Below are 17,433 nucleotides of genomic sequence, written 5' to 3'. Positions count from 1 at the left end.
TCCTCAATCTGTATAATTCAATGTGGCATTAACGATTTGGGCTCTTTCTAAGCAAGTGACGGGTTGCCAAATGTGCAGTCTTCTTGAATCCATCTAAACCTCCTGTAACCAAAATATATCAATTTTATTTAAATTTTCATATATTTTACATATCAGTTCCACAAATCTAACATAGTTTGCTAATGAACAAAATAATTTTGTTGTTTATTAATGAGGTAACAACTACCAGCTACTTTTTTACACTGCTTTTTTACATGTGTTACCGCATTGGATAATTGTTCCACAGAGTCAAAATACTGATATTCATTCGTAATAACGGCAATAGATAAAGATGTGCATGTTAAAGGTTCCAGTTCGCCAGATCTATTAGCCACCTGAACATATGCTAGATCCTCTAACTCGTAAAAACTAAGTATGTTGGCATCAAAGTCATCAATAATTTTTTGACACATCTTTTCTACCTCGTAATAAGGTAGAATGGCTACAAAATCATCTCCTCCAATATGTCCTAAAAAATCCTCTACGCCGCAGATATGTCTTTTTAGTATTTCTGTTAAATACCGTAAAATTTTATCGCCTTTATTAAAGCCATATGTGTCATTGTAGGATTTAAAGTGATCTAAATCAAAATAGATTAAACTATATTGCGAGAGCTGTAATGCTTCTTCTAATTTTTCATCGATTAATTTATTGCCTGGAAGACTACTTAATGGATTCAGGAAACTTGCAATGGCTACTTGTGTATCAACGAGCTTTAACAATAACTCTCGAATACTAACCATGCCATAATAAAGATTGTTTTTCGTGACGATGACATCATCATATAAATCCTCTGGAGGTCTAGCCATAGCTAATGTACTGACCTCTGTGATTGGTGCATTACGATCAACGATTAAAGGATTTGTCTTTATCATCAGCTGATTTTGACGTTCCATTAATAAATGATAGCCATATCGAGTACCGATTTTTTGATAGAAATGTGTGCGTGTAATATGTCCAATTGGTTTTTCATCACGCACAACAACAACGCTACGCAACGATGGATTACTTGTAAAAAGTACATCTACTTCTTTGTTTTTCACAAATTCATCAATACATGGAACTTTCTCAATGACTTCCCCTATCTTCATGGTCACCCACCCTTATTTTCCCCATATATATTTCCTTTGCAGGCTTTCCTATCGCATATCCCTGTGCATAATGAATGCCAATACGATGGAGATAATCAAGCTCTTCTTGTCTTTCAATCCCTTCAGCGATGATTTTAGTATTGGCTTGTTCAGCATATTTCATTAACAATGTGACGAGCTGCTGTTGTTCACTATTTTGGTCTATGAATTGAATTAATGAACGGTCTAGCTTAATAAATTCCGGCTTTAAATAGATGAGCGTTTTTAAACTATTATAACCTGATCCTACATCATCTACGGCAATGCGATAGCCCTGTGATCGATAATGCGATAATACACGTTCAAACTCCACAAAATCTATTACTGCACTTCGCTCAGTTAGTTCAAAAACCACTTGCTGAGGTTTGATTCCAAGCTCCTTCAATAATTGTAGTGTTTCGCCACTGTGATATTTTTTATCTAATAAAACATTCGGATGTATATTAAGGAACACTAAAAAGTTTTTATTCACCAAGTCTTTGTGTAAACGTTCCTTGAAACGTTTCAAGGAAAGATTTCTACAAAAACATTCAAATAAAAAAACGCAATCTGTTTGTCCTACAAACTCGTAAAACTGGTCCACACTGTTAAATAATGTTGAGGGTAATGGTCGATTTAAGGCTTCAAATCCTATTGTTTGCTGTGACTGTAAATCTACAATAGGTTGAAAGTATGTATGTAAATCGTTATGTTGAATAATTTGTTTCAATGCCTTTAAACGTTTCATATATAACGAACTACTTTGATGCTGACCATATAAATATTTAAAAAAAGAAAATATATTACTTGTTTTTATACTTTGTCCCACTACAGACTCCATTCCTGCACCTCTTCAATTGGTTATTATGGTTCATTGTACGCTTTGATTGTAAACAGACTGTGAATCGAATGTAAAAAGAGCAAGTTCCAGCAATAGGTTTTAACAAAACTCTTTTCTAGTTAATATTTCGTAATATTAAAACTATTACAAATAATTTATTTGATATAAAATGTTATTAGTGTATGATTGTAATAATAGGTTTATATTACCTATTATATTTTTTTGTGTTTTTACTGTATTGGTCTTAATAGGGAAACCTATTTAGATAAAAATTATTCAAGGGAGGATCCTGTTAATGAGCTTGTCTATTCAACAATTATTGGAGAACAAAGGAATTACACCGAAACCTGAACACCTTGAACTATTAAAAGCACGCTGGGAAGGTATGCAGTCACTTCGCAGCAATTTAGAAGGTATTGCGATCGATGATGCAGACATCGCCGTACGTAGTATTCCTGGAGGTGATCACATTGACAACTGATTTACATTTAAAATCTGTTGAAGAGTTGGCACCTTTACTTGCATCAAAGTCGCTATCTCCCGTGGAATTAACGAAAGCTATTTTAGATTTTGCTGAGGAAAGTCAGCCTAAAATTAATTCCTATATGGCTTTTTATCGGGAAGAAGCCTTAGCAAGGGCAAAAGAAGTTGAACAGGAGATTCTCCAAGGTCATTATAAGGGTATGTATCATGGGATACCTATGGCCTTAAAGGACAACTTGTATTTTAAAGATAAAATAACAACGATGTCCTCAAAAATTCATAAGGACTTCGTTTCTGATTATGATGCGACAGTGGTTGAAAAGCTACGTGATGCTGGTGTTATTTTCACTGGGAAATTAAGTATGCATGAATATGCATGGGGAATTACCAATAACAACCCTCATTACGGCCCTGTTCGTAACCCATGGGACTTAGATAAAATTCCTGGTGGTTCAAGTGGAGGCTCTGGTGCGGCTGTTGCAGCTGGAGCAAGTGTTGCTTCACTAGGGACAGATACAGCGGGCTCTATTCGAATTCCCTCTTCTGCTTGCGGCATTGTAGGTTTAAAACCTACACACGGTCGTGTAAGTAAATACGGCTGCTACCCGCTAGCATGGAGCTTAGACCACATTGGTCCGATGACAAAGACAGTTAAGGATGCAGCGGGCTTGCTCGAAGTCATTGCTGGTTTTGATCATCGAGACCCTACTTGCGTGAATGTTCCAGTAGACAACTATGAGAAGCAGCTTACTGGTAATATCAAAGATCTAGTGATTGGTATCAATGAAGAATATTTCTTTAATAATGTTGATGCTGATGTAGAGAAGGCTGTTAGAGCAAGTATTCAAAGCTTAGTGGATTCAGGCGCTAAAGTAGAAGTGGTGCGTATTCCTTCCCTACAATATGCAGAATGGGCAGAGCTTGTGACGTCTCTTTCAGAGGCAGCAGCTATACACCATTCAGATTTACAAAAGAGACCACAAGATTTTGGTGACGATATTCGTCTGCTATTTGAGCTTGGTGAATTGCCTTCTGCAGTCGATTACTTGCAGGCTCAGCAGGTACGTCGTCAAATAAAGCAGGAGTTTACAGAGATTTTTAATAAGGTAGATGTGCTCATTTCCCCTACCCTACCTGTTGTAGCTAGTACAATTGGGGATGATTTTGCAGAGTTAAACGGTAAAAAGGTAGATTTAATTGATAATATTATCCGCTTTACAGGCCCTAGTAACTTAACAGGCTTACCTGCCCTCTCGGTTCCTTGTGGCTTTAAAGGAAACTTACCAATAGGTCTACAAATTATTGGCCCAGCCTTTAAAGAAGGACGCATTTTAAATGTAGGCTATGCTGTTGAGCAAGCAAATCCACAGAGAAATAGAAAACCAAATATTTTTGCTAATATCTAAACGATAAGCACTAGAAATCTGCTCACTTCACGGTATACCACTGAATGAGCAGATTTTTTTGTGGGGGAAACCTGCTAGCATTCATACTAATGGTTTTTTATGAACAAGTAATTTTATAATAGAAACTAGAAGCTTACTACAGGAAAGGCAATGATCCACTCATGAATGTAGAGAAATTTTTACAACTACCTATTACCAAAGACTTCACTGTTATAGCGGGTCACAACGGCTTAAATAAAGCTGTTCAAAATGTAGAAATATTAGACTTTGAATTTTCACCTGACATCCACCATGTCAGAGATACTATCTTTACACCAAACAGTGTTGTGTTAAGTAGTTTATTATTTGCTAAGCAAAAGCCTGAGTATTTATTCAATGCTGTTAAAAATCTAATTGAGCTTGGGGCTAGTGCTTTAGCTTATAAGCCTGTTATTTTTAAGGAATTACCTGAAGAAGTTTTGTCGTATGCAGAGCAGCATAATTTCCCTATATTGCGCTTTGGTGGAGATGAGTTTTTTGAAAAAATCATTTTAGAAACGATGGCTTATGCTAAGACACAGGATTATTCCTATTTTATAGAAACGATTTTACGAAGGTTAGTGGAGGAAGATGTAACACAGGAGCAAATCAAATCCATTTTACAACAGCTCAATAAGCCCTTTGAAAAATATGTATTTATAGCAAATTTACGAGCTGGTGACACAATCCATCCGAACTGGATGCAGCCCTTTTACTCGTTGGAGCCACTATTAAAATCGGGTATGATTTGTTCTTATAAAAAAAGTCTATTTATCATCATGACACATCCATCTCAGCAATTCCAATTTGAAAGGGTTTTACATGAATGGCTAGCATTATATGCCATACCCACTGATACAATCACTTTCGGCTATAGCAGTTGTAATGATACCCAAACTGGATTCCCAATGGCATTACGCGAAGCTTTTTTTGCCAATATTTTCGCTGAAATCGATATGCTCCCTAGCTGTCATTATAAGAATCTCGCGTCTGATTGTTTATTAATCGAGTTATACCGTAAAGATGCAACATTCGCTATGGACTATGTTAGCTCCTTTTTAGTCCCTCTACTTGATGATAAGGCTGATCCAGACTTAATGGAGACCGCCATAACTTATATCATTAAAAAAGGAAATATTAAGGAAGTTGCTGTAGCACAATTCTGTCATCCAAATACAATTCGCTATCGTATGGCTAAAATACGTCAGCTAGTAGCACCCATAGATAATGATTATGTTTTTTATGAACGCCTAGCTACAGCCGTTAAATTGTACTTATTACATAGCAAAATGACCAGTGACTAATCGCTTTGGAATAAGTACAAAAAAACGCCTGAATATTTAGAAATAAAATCAAATTCTTTTCTTCTCTCTTATGCTATTCTATTGAAGTTAGGAGGAAGAACACATGAAAACTTACATAGCTGATGGCATGTTATTAGTTACTGCAATCGTGTGGGGTAGTGGATTTGTTGTAACGGCCATTGCTCTAGAATATTTAACAGCATATCAAGTAATGGCTGGCAGATTTTTATTAGCTTCAATCATATTAACCGTTTTATTTGGCGCCCGCTTAAAAAAGGCTTCGAGATCAGTAATTTGGAAGGGAGCTTTATTAGGTACGATTTTGTATATAGCGTTTGCACTTCAAACAGTCGGACTGCAATATACAACACCCTCTAAAAATGCCTTTTTAACCGCAGTTAATGTCATTATTGTTCCTTTAATAGCATATGCCGTTTATAAACGGCGTATCGATGGCTACGAAATCATTGGTTCGATAATGGCAATTGTGGGCATTGGCTTTTTATCATTACAAGGCTCATTGACAATGAATATAGGTGATGCCCTATCATTAGCTTGTGCTGTTGCTTTTGCCTTTGATATCTTTTGTACAAACCTTTTTGTTCAAAAAGAAGATGCCATTGCTCTAACTATTATTCAGTTTCTCACAGCATCCTTTATAGGTGTTCTCGTTGTCATTAGTCAAGGTGAAATTCCTACGTCGCTTGAAAAAGAGGCAATTTACTCGCTTGTTTATTTAGGGATTTTTTCTACGACAATAGCTTATCTTTTCCAGAATGTGGCCAATCAATATACAACTGCCACAAAGGCTGCGATTATACTATCAACGGAATCTTTTTTCGGCATGGTTTTATCCGTTATCTTCTTGCATGAAATGCTAACAAGCCGTATGGTCGTTGGTGCCGTCCTTATTTTACTAGCTATACTAATTGCCGAAGTGAAACCCGCACATCCAAAAAAGAAGCTAATGAAAGCACTCGATAATCAGACCCCAAAATAGTTTCAGTTTATACTGGAACTTTTTTTATGTTTATTAAACTCGACTAGTAATAATGCTTGTCGTAATCCCCACAACTAGCACTGTAATTATAGATAATAGCAAGGTCGAGGTTGATAGGAGAAAGCCACCTATAACAATCACGATGGAATCAATAAAAAATATTAATATCCCAACATTGATACCCGTTTTATCACAGATAAATTGTGCTATCAAGTCAGTCCCCCCTGTGCTTGTCTGAAATCGCAGCATTAGACCAATACCAAAGCCTACAAGTATTCCTCCAAGAATGGCACTATAGAGCGCATCAATTTGCACAAGATTGCGGACAGGCTTTAAAAAATCGATAATGAAGGAAGACGTTAGTAAGCCATGTATACTATTGTAAAAATAGGTTTTATATTTAAACCACGCAATAATAAAAATTGGAATACTAATGATAATAATCATTAAACCAATTTGGAGCTTATATAAATAATGTAATATTAGCGCTAACCCTACTACTCCCCCATCTAAAATTTCATAGGGCGTTAAAAATAAGTTTATTCCTAACGACAATGAAATACTTCCTATTATAATGACTAGACTTTTTGTAAAGAAATACATACAACCCCCCTCCGTGTCTATGCATGTCTTATAGTATGAAAATAGGTTATTGAACATGTTATGAAATAACCTTAGATGATTAGCCATTTTTATCGAGTGCATTTGCTAAATTTCTTCGAAACTTATTCAATTTATTTCCGTATATACAGATAAATTTTAAATTAACAAAGGGGATTATGATATGGAGCATGCTTTATTGGAACAAGTTAAACATACTAGAACTTTTTTAAGACAAGAACAATTGGAAACAATCTTTGAAGAGTTTGATGGTCAACGAATGCGCTTAACAGAGGTACAGCGCTTGGAGAAATACCGTAAAATGCTTGAAAGTCCTTTTCGCTTTTTCCGTGGAAGTGCCTATCTCTTTTATTTTGATATGACAAAATCCGCTTCAATCTTCCATACTCCTGATAGAAAACCGACTTGGATTCAAGGTGACATGCATATGGATAACTTCGGTGCTTTTCAAAATGAAGCTGGCTCCATTGTTTTTGATGTCAATGATTTCGATGAGGGCTATGTCGGTTCATATTTATACGATATTATTCGTATGAGTATTAGTATTGCACTTTATTTGCAAGAACAAGGCTTACATAAGACAACCCAAGAAACGGCTATTCAACATTTTCTTAATAGTTATATCAATCAACTAAAACGATTTGAGCGTAAACAGGATGATCCTCTAACACTCATTTTCACAAAGAACAATACCAAGGGACCCGCAAAGAGGTTATTGAAAAAGCTTGAGAAACGCCAACGATCCCATTTTTTACAGGATATTACGTATCTCAATGAAGACGGCGAGCGCGCTTTCTTATGGAATGAAGAAATTCAACCAGTCACTGCTGAGGAATACAGTGCCATTTCAAACGCACTTTCTACATATAAAATTAGGGACATAGCTTATAAGTATGGATCTGGTACAGCTTCAATCGGTTTAAAACGTTACTATATTTTAGTGGAAGATGAAAAGGGTGCATCAGGGGTTGAAAATTTAGTGTTAGAAATGAAAGAAGTACGCACAGCCATTCCTGCTTACTTTCTTCCCTATCAGGATCTGTTTTGGGCTCATTATGAGCACCAAGGAGCACGAGTAGTTGGTACTCAAAAAGCCATGCACCACTTAGAGGATCCACATTTAGCCTTTATTACAATGAATGGTCAGGAATTTTATATTCGAGAACGTTCTCCTTATAAAAAGAAGATTAAGCCTAAAAACTATCAGGATGTAGAGGATTACTTTACAACAACATCACTTATGGGGAAAATTGCTGCTAAAATACATGCACGAGCTGACATCGATTATTCTCATGTTTTTACCTATCACAGCGAGGAGGAGATTTTAAAAGCGATCGGTAAAGAACGAAATGTATTTATAGAACATACAATTTTACAAGCAATGAGTTACAAAGAAACCGTCTATACAGATTATGACTTATTCAAAAACTGGGTTGAAACAAAAATGTAAAAAGGGACCTTCGCTTTTAGCGAAGGTCCTCTCATATTGAATATTATTTTTGCTTGGCCTTCATACGAGCAAGTAAAAAGCCGCCCTTAAATGATTTAGGCTCATACGAGATAATAAACGCATTCGGCTCAAATTGCTCTACTATTTGAAAGAGCTCTCCTTCACGATTCCTCTTCGTTAAGATCTCATATTTATAGCGGTTACTATCTCGCCCTTCTCCTATATAAATCGTGACTGCAAACCCTTCGTGGCGAAGAAATTTCACAAGCTCTTCATTCTTATTTTGCGTATTAATGGTTGTATAAACATAGCCTATCGCTAGCTTTCGTTCTATTTTTGCTCCTAAAAATATACCTAATCCAAACCCAACTGCATAGACAACCATAGATAACATACTTTGCTTCCCACTGAAAACGAGTGAAAGGCCAAATACATACACCAACATCTCCAGCATACCAAATATCGCTGCAAGGAATGTGATATTCTTTACCAAAAATATTGTTCGTAATGTTAAAAAAGGTACATATACTAATTGTAGGATTAAAATTAAAACAATACTTTGCATTTGTGCTAGACCTTTCTGAGAGTAGTTTTATATAAGTATATGTTGAAAGAGAGAGTTACATGCGATTTCAACAACTCTATTTTAAATTCCCTTTTAGTCTAATTTTAAACATTCCTTATGACAGTCTAAAGTTATTTTAACGGAACAAATTTTAACTAAAATCATAATCTATAGTTTAAAACATACAATCCATAACAACAAAAAAGTGACACCTCCTCAAATCTAAATCAATAGATAAAAGTAGGTGACACTTTCTTTTCATCAAAATATGTAAAATATTTAGATGAATATTATTTAATTATCATTTTATACTTCCCCGTGCATCGGGTCTTTTTTATGCTTAGGCCCAATCATGTTGAATAAAATATTTAGGATAATCGCTGTGACTGAACCACAAACAATACCATTTGACGTTAAGATTGAAACGCTTGTTGGCAGTGCATCAAAAATGCCAGGAACAACGGATACACCGACACCTAAACTTACTGCAATCGCTGCAATCATTGCGTTTTCCGCTGATTCATTCATAACAGGTACAAGCATTCCCATACCTTGTGTAATCACCATACCGAACATCGCAAGCATTGCCGCACCTAGTACAGACGTTGGAATAATTGTTGTTAATGCTGCGATTTTTGGTAGGAAGCCTAATGCTACAAGTAGACCACCTGTGATGTAAATGACTTTACGGTCCTTAACGCCTGACATACGAGTTAGTCCCACGTTTTGTGAGAATGTTGTGTATGGGAAGGCATTGAAAATACCACCGATTACTGAAGCTAGACCTTCTGAACGGTAGCCACGAGCCAAATCTTTTGAATCTAATTTTTTATTACAAATATCACTTAGCGCAAAATAGACACCAGATGATTCTACTAAAGATACCATTGCTACAAGTGTCATGGTAATAATCGCCGTTACATCAAATGTTGGCATGCCAAAGTAGAAAGGTTGTACCATGTGAAATACATTAGCATCTGCAACTGGGGTGAAATCCACCTTGTCCATGAAAGCACCTAAAACAGTACCTACTACTAATCCTATTAAAATTGAAATAGCACGAACAAAGCCCGTAGAAAAGCGATAAACGACTAAAATGACAACCAATGTAATAAAGGCTAAAGCTACATTAGAAGCAGAGGCAAAATCCTCAGCACCTTGTCCACCTGCCATATTGTTTAATGCTACTGGTAATAAGGAAATACCGATAATTGAAACAACTGACCCTGTTACGACTGGTGGGAAGAATTTCACAAGCTTGCCGAAGAAGCCAGCAATTATCATTACAATTACTCCAGAGGCAATAATAGAACCATAAATGTCCGTAATACCCTGCTCTGGGTTTGTACCAATCGCAATAATTGGACTTACCGCTGTGAATGTACAGCCAAGTACTACAGGTAAGCCAATACCAATGAATTTACCTGAATAAACCTGTAAAAGTGTAGCGATCCCGCACATCATAATATCAATCGCTACTAAATATGTCATTTGTGTTGAATCGAAGCCAATTGCCCCACCGATAATCAGTGGCACTAAGATGGCTCCAGCATACATTGCAAGTAAATGTTGAATCGCTAGCGCAGTCGATTTAAAGGTATTCATTACGCGCGAGCCTCCGTAGCAAATGTTACTTTGCCATCTTCAAGAGAATCTACAATTGCTAATGACTCAACGCGAACACCTTGCTCACGCAATAATTTTCCGCCATCTTGGAAGCCCTTTTCAATAACAATTCCAACTCCCACAACATTCGCACCAGCTTGTGCAGCAATATCAAGTAAGCCTTTGACAGCCTCACCATTGGCTAAGAAATCATCTACAATTAAAATATTGTCATCTTCGCTTAAGAAATTACGTGAGACAGAGATCTCATTTGTTTCATTTTTTGTGAATGAATGTACCTTTGAAGAATAAAGGTTATCTGAAAGAGTTAATGATTTACGTTTACGAGCAAATACGACAGGCGCGCCAATTTCTAAGCCTAACATCACGGATGGGGCAATACCTGAAGATTCTATTGTTAAAATCTTTGTAATCACTTGATCAGAAAAACGATTTGCAAATTCATGACCAATTTCCTTCATTAGCATCGGATCAATTTGATGGTTTAAAAATGAATCAACTTTTAATACGGATGAAGATAATACTTTACCTTCTTGCATAATTTTGTCTTGTAATAACTTCATTTCTTTCATATCCTTCTTTCGTAAAAAATTATAAAAAAACGCTGAATACTTTGATTCCATTCTGCTACGAGTGGAGCAAAGCATTCAGCGCAAAAACGTCGAAATGAATAGAAAACATCATTAAAATTGAAGTTCTCTAAAAGCATTGCTACCCATAGTCGATTCATTTACGGTAAATCGGTAGAAACTTGCGAGCCCTATTCTCGCTATTATATGAGTGGATTTGTATGAAACTATCAGAATAACCAATTTATCACTTTATTCGGTAAGGGCTACTATCTCTCACCAAAAAAAGTTTGATTTTTCGGAATTTAATGGTATTCTGGAACTTTTTAATTGTAAACGTTCGTGTTTTCAATCAACGTACTGATTATAACAGACTATTTTCTAGCTTGCTAGCATTATTTTGATAAATGGAACGGTACTGTCATAATGACGACATTTCTGTGAAATAACAGTGATGTACGAATGAGAAGACTCGATTGGTTGTGTAGCATATGATGCCACCCTTTTTTCGGTAAGAATTGAGGGATAACAACTGTAACTTTATGACCTGTCTTCGTACATTGATGTTCTACTTTATCAATAAATTTAATTAATGGCTGTGTAATGCTGCGATATGGTGAATAGTAGGTAACTAATCGTACATCAGGTTGCCAGGCGTTCCACTTCTCTTCAAAAGCTTTTGCATCTGCTTGATCGAAAGCTACGTAAAAGGCTATCACTTTATCAACCTTAAGTGATTTGGCATAATGTAGGGAGTTTTCAACCACCTTTGTTATACCAGCTACTGGCACAATGAAAACATTCCCCTCAATAGTAGCCAGTTCCTCATGATTTAATCTTAACTGTTCTCCAACAGCTTGATAATGTTGCTTAATGCGATGGAATACAAAAATAATAATTGGTAAAAAGATAAACACTGGCCATACTTGAGGCATTTTTGTCACAAAAAACATCATTGCCACGATGAAAGAGATAGCAGCCCCAATTGTATTGATCGTAAATTTTGCTACCCAGCCTTTAGGTTTTTCGCGCCACCATTTTCTCATCATTCCCGTTTGCGCTAATGTAAAGGGAATAAATACGCCTACTGCATAGAGCGGAATTAAATGCTCTGTGGCCCCGTCAAAAAGTATAATTAAAAAAATGGCTGCAATACCTAGCATTAAAATACCATTTGAATAGCCAAGACGATCCCCTCGAATTTGGAAGATTCGTGGGATAAAACCATCCTTCGATAAATTCACAGCAAGCAAGGGAAAAGCTGAATATCCTGTATTTGCGGCAAGTACTAAAATCATTGCCGTTGTCCCCTGGACAATATAATAAAGAAAATTCCGACCAACACTAGCTTCTGCTAGTTGGGAAACGACTGTTGCTTCTGCTGTTGGTGCAACGCCATAAAAATAAGCTAGACTAACAATCCCGATGAATAAAACGGCTAAAATGGCGCCCATTGCTAAAAGCGTTTTAGCAGCATTATTCGGAGCAGGATTTCTAAAATTAGGTATAGCGTTAGAAATAGCCTCTACTCCTGTTAACGCTGAGCTTCCTGAAGCAAATGCCTTTAATAAAATAAATAGGCTAATCCCTGCCACTGGTGTGCCAATCTTTGGATGTAGCTCTGCAGGCACCTGTCCAGTTGCCACATTATAGAGCCCAATCCCGATTAGCAACAGCATAACGCCTACAAATAGATAAACTGGGTACGCCAAGATAGAGGCTGACTCTGTTACACCTCGCAAGTTTAAAATCGTTAAGAAAATCACAAATATAATAGCAATGGGTACATTATAAGCATGAAGACTTGGAAATGCAGATGTAATGGCATCTGTCCCGGCCGACACACTTACTGCTACCGTTAAAATATAATCAACAAGCAAAGAACCCCCTGCAACAAGACCTGCATTCACGCCTAAATTTTCTCGTGATACGACATAGGCGCCTCCCCCATGTGGATAGGCGAAGATAACTTGACGATAGGATAAAATCAGTGCCACGAGTAGAATAACCACTCCAGCGGCAATAGGTAAAGAATACCAAAACGCCATTGTACCTACAGTCATTAGGACAATTAAAATTTGTTCTGGTCCATAGGCTACTGATGACAATGCATCTGACGATAATATGGCCAGTGCCTTTGTTTTACTGAGCTTTTGTTCCCCTAACGCATCGGATCTTAATGGTTTGCCGATTACATAACGTTTGAATGAGGATTTCATTGATAAACACCTTCTAGTTTCATAGAATGTGTTTCGCCTTTCTAAATTACATCAAAAAACGCCTACAAGTCATCACTAAATAAGACTTGTAGACGCTCATCCGTCTGCCAAGCTCCACTTTTCTGCTCTTAACGCTTACGAGGTTAGCTGTCGGATTCGGGCCTGAGTAGCCCTACTCCTCCATAAGGAAGAGATTCACCCCAAGAATGGCTATGCCATCCATCAAAATTGGTTCCCCCGCGTTTAGTTGCTTCAGCGATTTAGAAATTTGAAACTTTTATAATGATGTCATATTACGCCTGCTAATTGAAAAAGTAAAGAAGAAAATTTTTCTCTTTTTTGAGTAAAAGCATAGGCTTTTTTTGAACATATAAATAATCGCTTCTTAAAGAAAATTTCCTGAATACCTAGTCAATACCCACAATATAAACAATAAAAACTGCCTTAAAGGTATATTCTACCTTCAAGACAGCTCATTATATTAGTCATCAAAGCCTTGTTCAAAGTCGATAATGTTCCCAGAGACTGCATCCACATCTACTTCGTATTCATATTGACCGTCTTTCAGTTCAATTTCATATACACCATCATCAAGCTTAATTTTTGTCACTTTACCCTTTGCTTTTGTTTGGGCTGTCTTGATAGCCTGCTCTTTTGTAATTATTTTTGTTGTAGCAGTCGTAGCAGGAATATGATCATCCCAATCATCGTCATCTAGACGTTCCTTTTTCTGCTTGAGCAATTTTCCACTATAAGCATCAAATTTTAAATCATATTCTTCTGTATCTGTATACACCTCTACTTCATAAATAGAGCTAAACTGATTTTGGTCAAATTCGATATTGGCAACTGTACCATCCACTACCGCTAGAGCTTTCTTCTCAATTTCCTGCATGGATAAGACCTTTTTTTCTTGGGCATTTCCTGATAATAAAGTCGTCGAGCCAATCGCTGCACCCACTCCCAGTGTAATTACTAGTGCTGGAATCATAATCATTTTTTTCATGTTCATCTCTCCTTTGTTTTATCTAAACTTAGCTTACCAAGTGAAGATGATAGAACTATAAGAGAAACATTAGAATTTCATGAGAATGATTTAATGATCGTCATCCCATGTTACAGACAGTACTTTTCCTGAAACAGCATGAATTTGAAATGTAGCTTCGTCCTCCTGCGTTTCAATCTCAACTAAATAATAACCACCCTCTGAGGTTTCTTCAAAATCAACTGAATCCACTTCACCCTTTAATTGCTTAAGAGCTATTTGAATGGCCTGTTGCTCAGTAATAATAGGCTCTTCGATAGGTTGTTCTTGTGGCTCAAGCTTTTTCTCAGCCAGTAGTTCGCCAGTATAACCATCAAACGTTAAATTCTTTTGAATTTCCTCATTTTCAACACGTACTGTGTAAATGGAGTCTGTAAGCATAACGCTTTCTACATCTCCATATTCCTTTTTAACCATTTGTCTGATCTGCTTTTCTGTTAATAGTAATTTACTATGTCCTTCTTTCAGGATTAGATCAGTCACCTGTTGTGTCGTAACATCGAGTATAGCTCCATACTTGACATCGTCACGCGTAAAAAGCATTTCAAAGGTATTTCCTTGTTTTTCAACCTGTGTAACATGACCATTGTAGATAGTCTCAATATGCCGAATAGCCTGCGCTTCACTAAGAGGTTGAATGTAAAAATAACGATGTTGAACAAACCAAATTACTCCACTACAAAGAAGGATAATAACAACAATTACTAACATCCACTTTTTCATTGCTGTCCCTCCTTTGGTATACATAAAGTAAAGCTTGAGCCTTCCCCTAGCTTACTTTTCACATCTATCGTTATACCTAATTGTTGTGCCAGTTCATGTGCAATTGCTAGCCCTAGCCCTGAACCACCTGTTTTACGATTACGATCCTCTGTTACACGATAGAAACGCTCAAACAAATGAGGAATATGCTCGACTGGAATACCAATACCAAAATCTTGGATGGTAATACGTACATGGTTGGTTGTTTCAGTGGCTTGAATACGTACTTCATCCTCACTATATTTCCTAGCATTATCCAGCAAAATAAAAAGTAGTTGCTTCAATATTTTTTCATCACTATTAATAAATTTTGGTATCTGCGCATCAATTCTAAATGTTCGATGATAAGCCTGTTCCATTTGTGAAGCTACTTTATTTAAGAAAGGGGCAAGCTCTAGTTGTTCGAAATGAATGTCCAATTGCTCTTTGTTTTTAGCTAGCTCTAGCAATTGCAACACCATTTCATGCATACGAGATGATTCATTGGCAATGGCCTGTAAGGATTCCTGAGCAACCTCACGATTATCAAAACCCCTTCTTAGGAGTAGTTTTGCATAACTTTCAATGACAGTTATAGGAGTTTTTAACTCGTGAGAGGCATTTGATACAAATTCTTGTTGCTTTTGATAATGTTGTTCAAGCTTCTCCATCATTATATTAAAAGTGCGGTTAATGTTTATTAACTCGTCCCCACCTTTTTCTGTAGTATCTATTTTTTCATATTTCCCAGTAGATGCACTTTTGCGCATGGTCTCATTTAAACGTTCTAGCGGTAATAAAATAAGTCGCCCAAGTACCAAGCTCGCTAGGAAAATTGGAATCGTTGCCACGACAGATACAACAACTAAGATGACCTTTAACAAATCTAATGTCCGTTCTACTTCTTCCATAGATTGCTGTAATGTTATGTCCACTACCGTTCCGTCGATCCAAATAGCAGGCATAGTGTAGGTAATGGCAGGGACTTCTTGCATTTCAAGGGTAGCTTGAACCTTTGTTTTCAAGCGTTCACCATCATAAATATAAACAGCACCATCTGTTGGCATATAAGCTCTTAATACTTGCTGTAAGTTGGTTTGTGCATTTAACTGACTCAGTGTAGAGCTTAAATCATTTGCCCGTGACTGGAGCTGATTATATTCCGTATCATAGGCAAATTTCTCATACAACAAATAAATTCCACTATTTGTTGCCACTATAATAACTAGCATAAGCAATGTTGTTAGTAGATGAATTTTTGTTTTAAGTCTCATAACTATGTTCCTTTAGCACATATCCAACACCTCGAATTGTTTGGATAAGAGGTGCTGGATTAGCAGCCTCAAGCTTTTGCCGTACATAACGTATATAAACATCCACAACATTTGTATCCCCATAATAATCATAGCCCCACACAGCCTCTAATATTTGCTCCCTTGTCAGTACTTGTTTAGGATGCTTTAGTAAATAGAACAACAAATCATACTCACGAGGTGTCAGCTGAATTTCCTTATCAAAATACACAACTTCCCTTGTTTGCTCGTTTATCGATAAATGGCCAAATGTAAGTGCAACTTGCTTTGGATTTACCTTCTGCGAAAACCGTAATGCATTGCGAATTCGTGCCAGTAGCTCCTCAATTTCAAAAGGCTTTGTCACGTAATCATTGGCTCCTAAATCCAAGCCCTTTACCTTATCCTCTACTTCACTTTTAGCAGTTAGCATGATAACAGGTGTTTGGGATTCTGTTGCACGAATACGCTTTAGCACATCAATACCGCTCATCTCAGGTAGCATGATATCAAGTAAAATTAAATCCCATTGCTGCTCACGGTATTGTAGTAAGCCTTCTGCTCCTGTATGTGCCATTGCTGCCTCATATCCTTCAAATTGAAGCTCCAGTTGTAGCACTCTCGCAATATTCTCTTCATCTTCTATAATTAAAATTCGATGTGTCATGTCGAATCCGTCCTTCGCCTTTTCTTTTCATCGTATACGATACAAGTGGTGAAAGTCTAATTAGAAAATGATGAGAAAGACAATACATTTCTTTTTTTGACACAGGGTACGTCTTTAACTAATAAACTTTCGGTAAAAAGCTGTAAATATCCCTTTTCTCAAAAATTCCTGAGCTTACTTTAGCAACTTTTTTGCCATTTAAACGGCTTGGAAAGGGAAACTCAATATGTGGACCATTATAATGAATAATTGTCACTGTACCATCAGAGTTATTACGCCAATCATAATTCCTTTCATCCGTTTTAATTGAAAGTTTAATCGATACAAAAGCTAAACTTAAGAATAATATGAAGAAGGCAAGACGAACGATTTTCAATAGAAACACTTCCTTTTCTATTAGCATAATAATTTACATCCTTACGCACTATTGAGTAATGT

17 protein-coding genes and 2 riboswitches are annotated in these 17,433 nt (G+C 36.7%); of the genes, 5 read left to right on the top strand and 12 right to left on the bottom strand.

All coding sequences use genetic code 11. The features are described from left to right. Positions 1-179: 179 nt before the first annotated feature. Together B3D98_RS10280 and B3D98_RS10275 are read right to left on the bottom strand one after the other, a co-directional pair. Positions 180-1,130 carry a GGDEF domain-containing protein gene (locus tag B3D98_RS10280; RefSeq protein WP_279493711.1) on the bottom strand — a complete coding sequence of 317 codons (951 nt, stop codon included), beginning with the start codon at positions 1,128-1,130 and terminating at the stop codon, positions 180-182. Next, the gene (locus tag B3D98_RS10275) at positions 1,108-1,989 is read right to left on the bottom strand and encodes an EAL domain-containing protein (protein ID WP_066038379.1); all 882 of its coding nucleotides are present in this window, start codon (positions 1,987-1,989) and stop codon (positions 1,108-1,110) included. Before B3D98_RS10275 ends, B3D98_RS10280 begins: the two co-directional genes overlap by 23 nt. 295 nt (positions 1,990-2,284) lie before the next feature. Between B3D98_RS10275 and B3D98_RS10270 the strand changes: the two genes are divergently transcribed. The 4 genes from B3D98_RS10270 (at position 2,285) to B3D98_RS10255 (ending at position 6,200) form a co-directional block, all read left to right on the top strand. Continuing rightward, complete coding sequence (locus B3D98_RS10270) at positions 2,285-2,470, top strand: hypothetical protein (protein ID WP_288582804.1); 186 nt, start codon at positions 2,285-2,287, stop codon at positions 2,468-2,470. Continuing rightward, positions 2,460-3,878 carry an amidase gene (locus B3D98_RS10265; RefSeq protein WP_279493709.1) on the top strand — a complete coding sequence of 473 codons (1,419 nt, stop codon included), beginning with the start codon at positions 2,460-2,462 and terminating at the stop codon, positions 3,876-3,878. The genes B3D98_RS10270 and B3D98_RS10265 overlap by 11 nt, the downstream gene beginning before the upstream one ends. Positions 3,879-4,039: 161 nt before the next feature. Continuing rightward, a complete protein-coding gene (locus B3D98_RS10260; RefSeq protein ID WP_259951197.1) occupies positions 4,040-5,200 on the top strand; it encodes a PucR family transcriptional regulator in 1,161 nt (386 codons plus the stop codon). A gap of 103 nt (positions 5,201-5,303) precedes the next feature. Continuing rightward, complete coding sequence (locus B3D98_RS10255; RefSeq protein ID WP_066038376.1) at positions 5,304-6,200, top strand: DMT family transporter; 897 nt, start codon at positions 5,304-5,306, stop codon at positions 6,198-6,200. Positions 6,201-6,233: 33 nt separating this feature from the next. Here B3D98_RS10255 and B3D98_RS10250 read toward each other — a convergent pair whose 3' ends face one another. Further along, positions 6,234-6,803, bottom strand: coding sequence for a YitT family protein (locus B3D98_RS10250; protein ID WP_048391911.1), 570 nt, complete (start codon positions 6,801-6,803; stop codon positions 6,234-6,236). A gap of 181 nt (positions 6,804-6,984) precedes the next feature. Here B3D98_RS10250 and B3D98_RS10245 point away from each other — a divergent pair, with 181 nt between their 5' ends. Further along, positions 6,985-8,271, top strand: coding sequence for a DUF2252 domain-containing protein (locus tag B3D98_RS10245; protein WP_288582797.1), 1,287 nt, complete (start codon positions 6,985-6,987; stop codon positions 8,269-8,271). Between the two features lie 43 nt (positions 8,272-8,314). On the opposite strand, the gene B3D98_RS10240 is transcribed toward B3D98_RS10245, so the two are convergent. The 9 genes from B3D98_RS10240 to B3D98_RS10200 all read right to left on the bottom strand — a co-directional run bounded on the left by B3D98_RS10240 (position 8,315) and on the right by B3D98_RS10200 (position 17,398). Beyond that, on the bottom strand, positions 8,315-8,836 hold the full coding sequence (locus B3D98_RS10240; protein ID WP_048391915.1) for a DUF2179 domain-containing protein: 522 nt from the start codon (positions 8,834-8,836) through the stop codon (positions 8,315-8,317). Between the two features lie 306 nt (positions 8,837-9,142). Next, entirely contained in the window at positions 9,143-10,441 is a 1,299-nt protein-coding gene (locus B3D98_RS10235; RefSeq protein WP_288582794.1) for a nucleobase:cation symporter-2 family protein, read from the bottom strand. After that, positions 10,441-11,025 (bottom strand): xanthine phosphoribosyltransferase, encoded by a 585-nt coding sequence (locus B3D98_RS10230; protein ID WP_048391917.1) that lies wholly within the window; start codon positions 11,023-11,025, stop codon positions 10,441-10,443. The genes B3D98_RS10235 and B3D98_RS10230 overlap by 1 nt, the downstream gene beginning before the upstream one ends. A 135-nt stretch (positions 11,026-11,160) precedes the next feature. Next, a riboswitch (purine riboswitch) is annotated at positions 11,161-11,262 on the bottom strand. Between the two features lie 164 nt (positions 11,263-11,426). Next, entirely contained in the window at positions 11,427-13,250 is a 1,824-nt protein-coding gene (locus B3D98_RS10225) for an APC family permease (protein ID WP_054548693.1), read from the bottom strand. A 118-nt stretch (positions 13,251-13,368) separates the two neighbouring features. Beyond that, positions 13,369-13,518, bottom strand: a riboswitch (cyclic di-AMP (ydaO/yuaA leader). 213 nt (positions 13,519-13,731) lie between these two features. Continuing rightward, the gene (locus B3D98_RS10220; RefSeq protein ID WP_054548692.1) at positions 13,732-14,256 is read right to left on the bottom strand and encodes a PepSY domain-containing protein; all 525 of its coding nucleotides are present in this window, start codon (positions 14,254-14,256) and stop codon (positions 13,732-13,734) included. Between the two features lie 90 nt (positions 14,257-14,346). Then, on the bottom strand, positions 14,347-15,018 hold the full coding sequence (locus B3D98_RS10215) for a PepSY domain-containing protein (protein WP_288582789.1): 672 nt from the start codon (positions 15,016-15,018) through the stop codon (positions 14,347-14,349). Further along, entirely contained in the window at positions 15,015-16,310 is a 1,296-nt protein-coding gene (locus B3D98_RS10210) for a HAMP domain-containing sensor histidine kinase (RefSeq protein ID WP_288582787.1), read from the bottom strand. Before B3D98_RS10210 ends, B3D98_RS10215 begins: the two co-directional genes overlap by 4 nt. After that, on the bottom strand, positions 16,300-16,995 hold the full coding sequence (locus tag B3D98_RS10205) for a response regulator transcription factor (RefSeq protein ID WP_048391922.1): 696 nt from the start codon (positions 16,993-16,995) through the stop codon (positions 16,300-16,302). Before B3D98_RS10205 ends, B3D98_RS10210 begins: the two co-directional genes overlap by 11 nt. A gap of 118 nt (positions 16,996-17,113) precedes the next feature. Continuing rightward, positions 17,114-17,398 (bottom strand): hypothetical protein, encoded by a 285-nt coding sequence (locus B3D98_RS10200; protein WP_048391923.1) that lies wholly within the window; start codon positions 17,396-17,398, stop codon positions 17,114-17,116. Positions 17,399-17,433: the final 35 nt, after the last annotated feature.

Source organism: Lysinibacillus sp. UBA5994 (genome assembly GCF_002429725.1).
Lineage (GTDB): Bacteria > Bacillota > Bacilli > Bacillales_A > Planococcaceae > Lysinibacillus > Lysinibacillus capsici.
This window is presented reverse-complemented; position numbering and strand designations above follow the sequence as displayed.

Coding starts and splice junctions, on each gene's coding strand:
- B3D98_RS10280 (WP_279493711.1), bottom strand. CDS start 1,130: ATGAAGATAGGGGAAGTCATTGAGAAAGTTCCATGTATTGATGAATTT.
- B3D98_RS10275 (WP_066038379.1), bottom strand. CDS start 1,989: ATGGAGTCTGTAGTGGGACAAAGTATAAAAACAAGTAATATATTTTCT.
- B3D98_RS10270 (WP_288582804.1), top strand. CDS start 2,285: ATGAGCTTGTCTATTCAACAATTATTGGAGAACAAAGGAATTACACCG.
- B3D98_RS10260 (WP_259951197.1), top strand. CDS start 4,040: ATGAATGTAGAGAAATTTTTACAACTACCTATTACCAAAGACTTCACT.
- B3D98_RS10255 (WP_066038376.1), top strand. CDS start 5,304: ATGAAAACTTACATAGCTGATGGCATGTTATTAGTTACTGCAATCGTG.
- B3D98_RS10250 (WP_048391911.1), bottom strand. CDS start 6,803: ATGTATTTCTTTACAAAAAGTCTAGTCATTATAATAGGAAGTATTTCA.
- B3D98_RS10245 (WP_288582797.1), top strand. CDS start 6,985: ATGGAGCATGCTTTATTGGAACAAGTTAAACATACTAGAACTTTTTTA.
- B3D98_RS10240 (WP_048391915.1), bottom strand. CDS start 8,836: ATGCAAAGTATTGTTTTAATTTTAATCCTACAATTAGTATATGTACCT.
- B3D98_RS10235 (WP_288582794.1), bottom strand. CDS start 10,441: ATGAATACCTTTAAATCGACTGCGCTAGCGATTCAACATTTACTTGCA.
- B3D98_RS10230 (WP_048391917.1), bottom strand. CDS start 11,025: ATGAAGTTATTACAAGACAAAATTATGCAAGAAGGTAAAGTATTATCT.
- B3D98_RS10225 (WP_054548693.1), bottom strand. CDS start 13,250: ATGAAATCCTCATTCAAACGTTATGTAATCGGCAAACCATTAAGATCC.
- B3D98_RS10220 (WP_054548692.1), bottom strand. CDS start 14,256: ATGAAAAAAATGATTATGATTCCAGCACTAGTAATTACACTGGGAGTG.
- B3D98_RS10215 (WP_288582789.1), bottom strand. CDS start 15,018: ATGAAAAAGTGGATGTTAGTAATTGTTGTTATTATCCTTCTTTGTAGT.
- B3D98_RS10210 (WP_288582787.1), bottom strand. CDS start 16,310: ATGAGACTTAAAACAAAAATTCATCTACTAACAACATTGCTTATGCTA.
- B3D98_RS10205 (WP_048391922.1), bottom strand. CDS start 16,995: ATGACACATCGAATTTTAATTATAGAAGATGAAGAGAATATTGCGAGA.
- B3D98_RS10200 (WP_048391923.1), bottom strand. CDS start 17,398: ATGCTAATAGAAAAGGAAGTGTTTCTATTGAAAATCGTTCGTCTTGCC.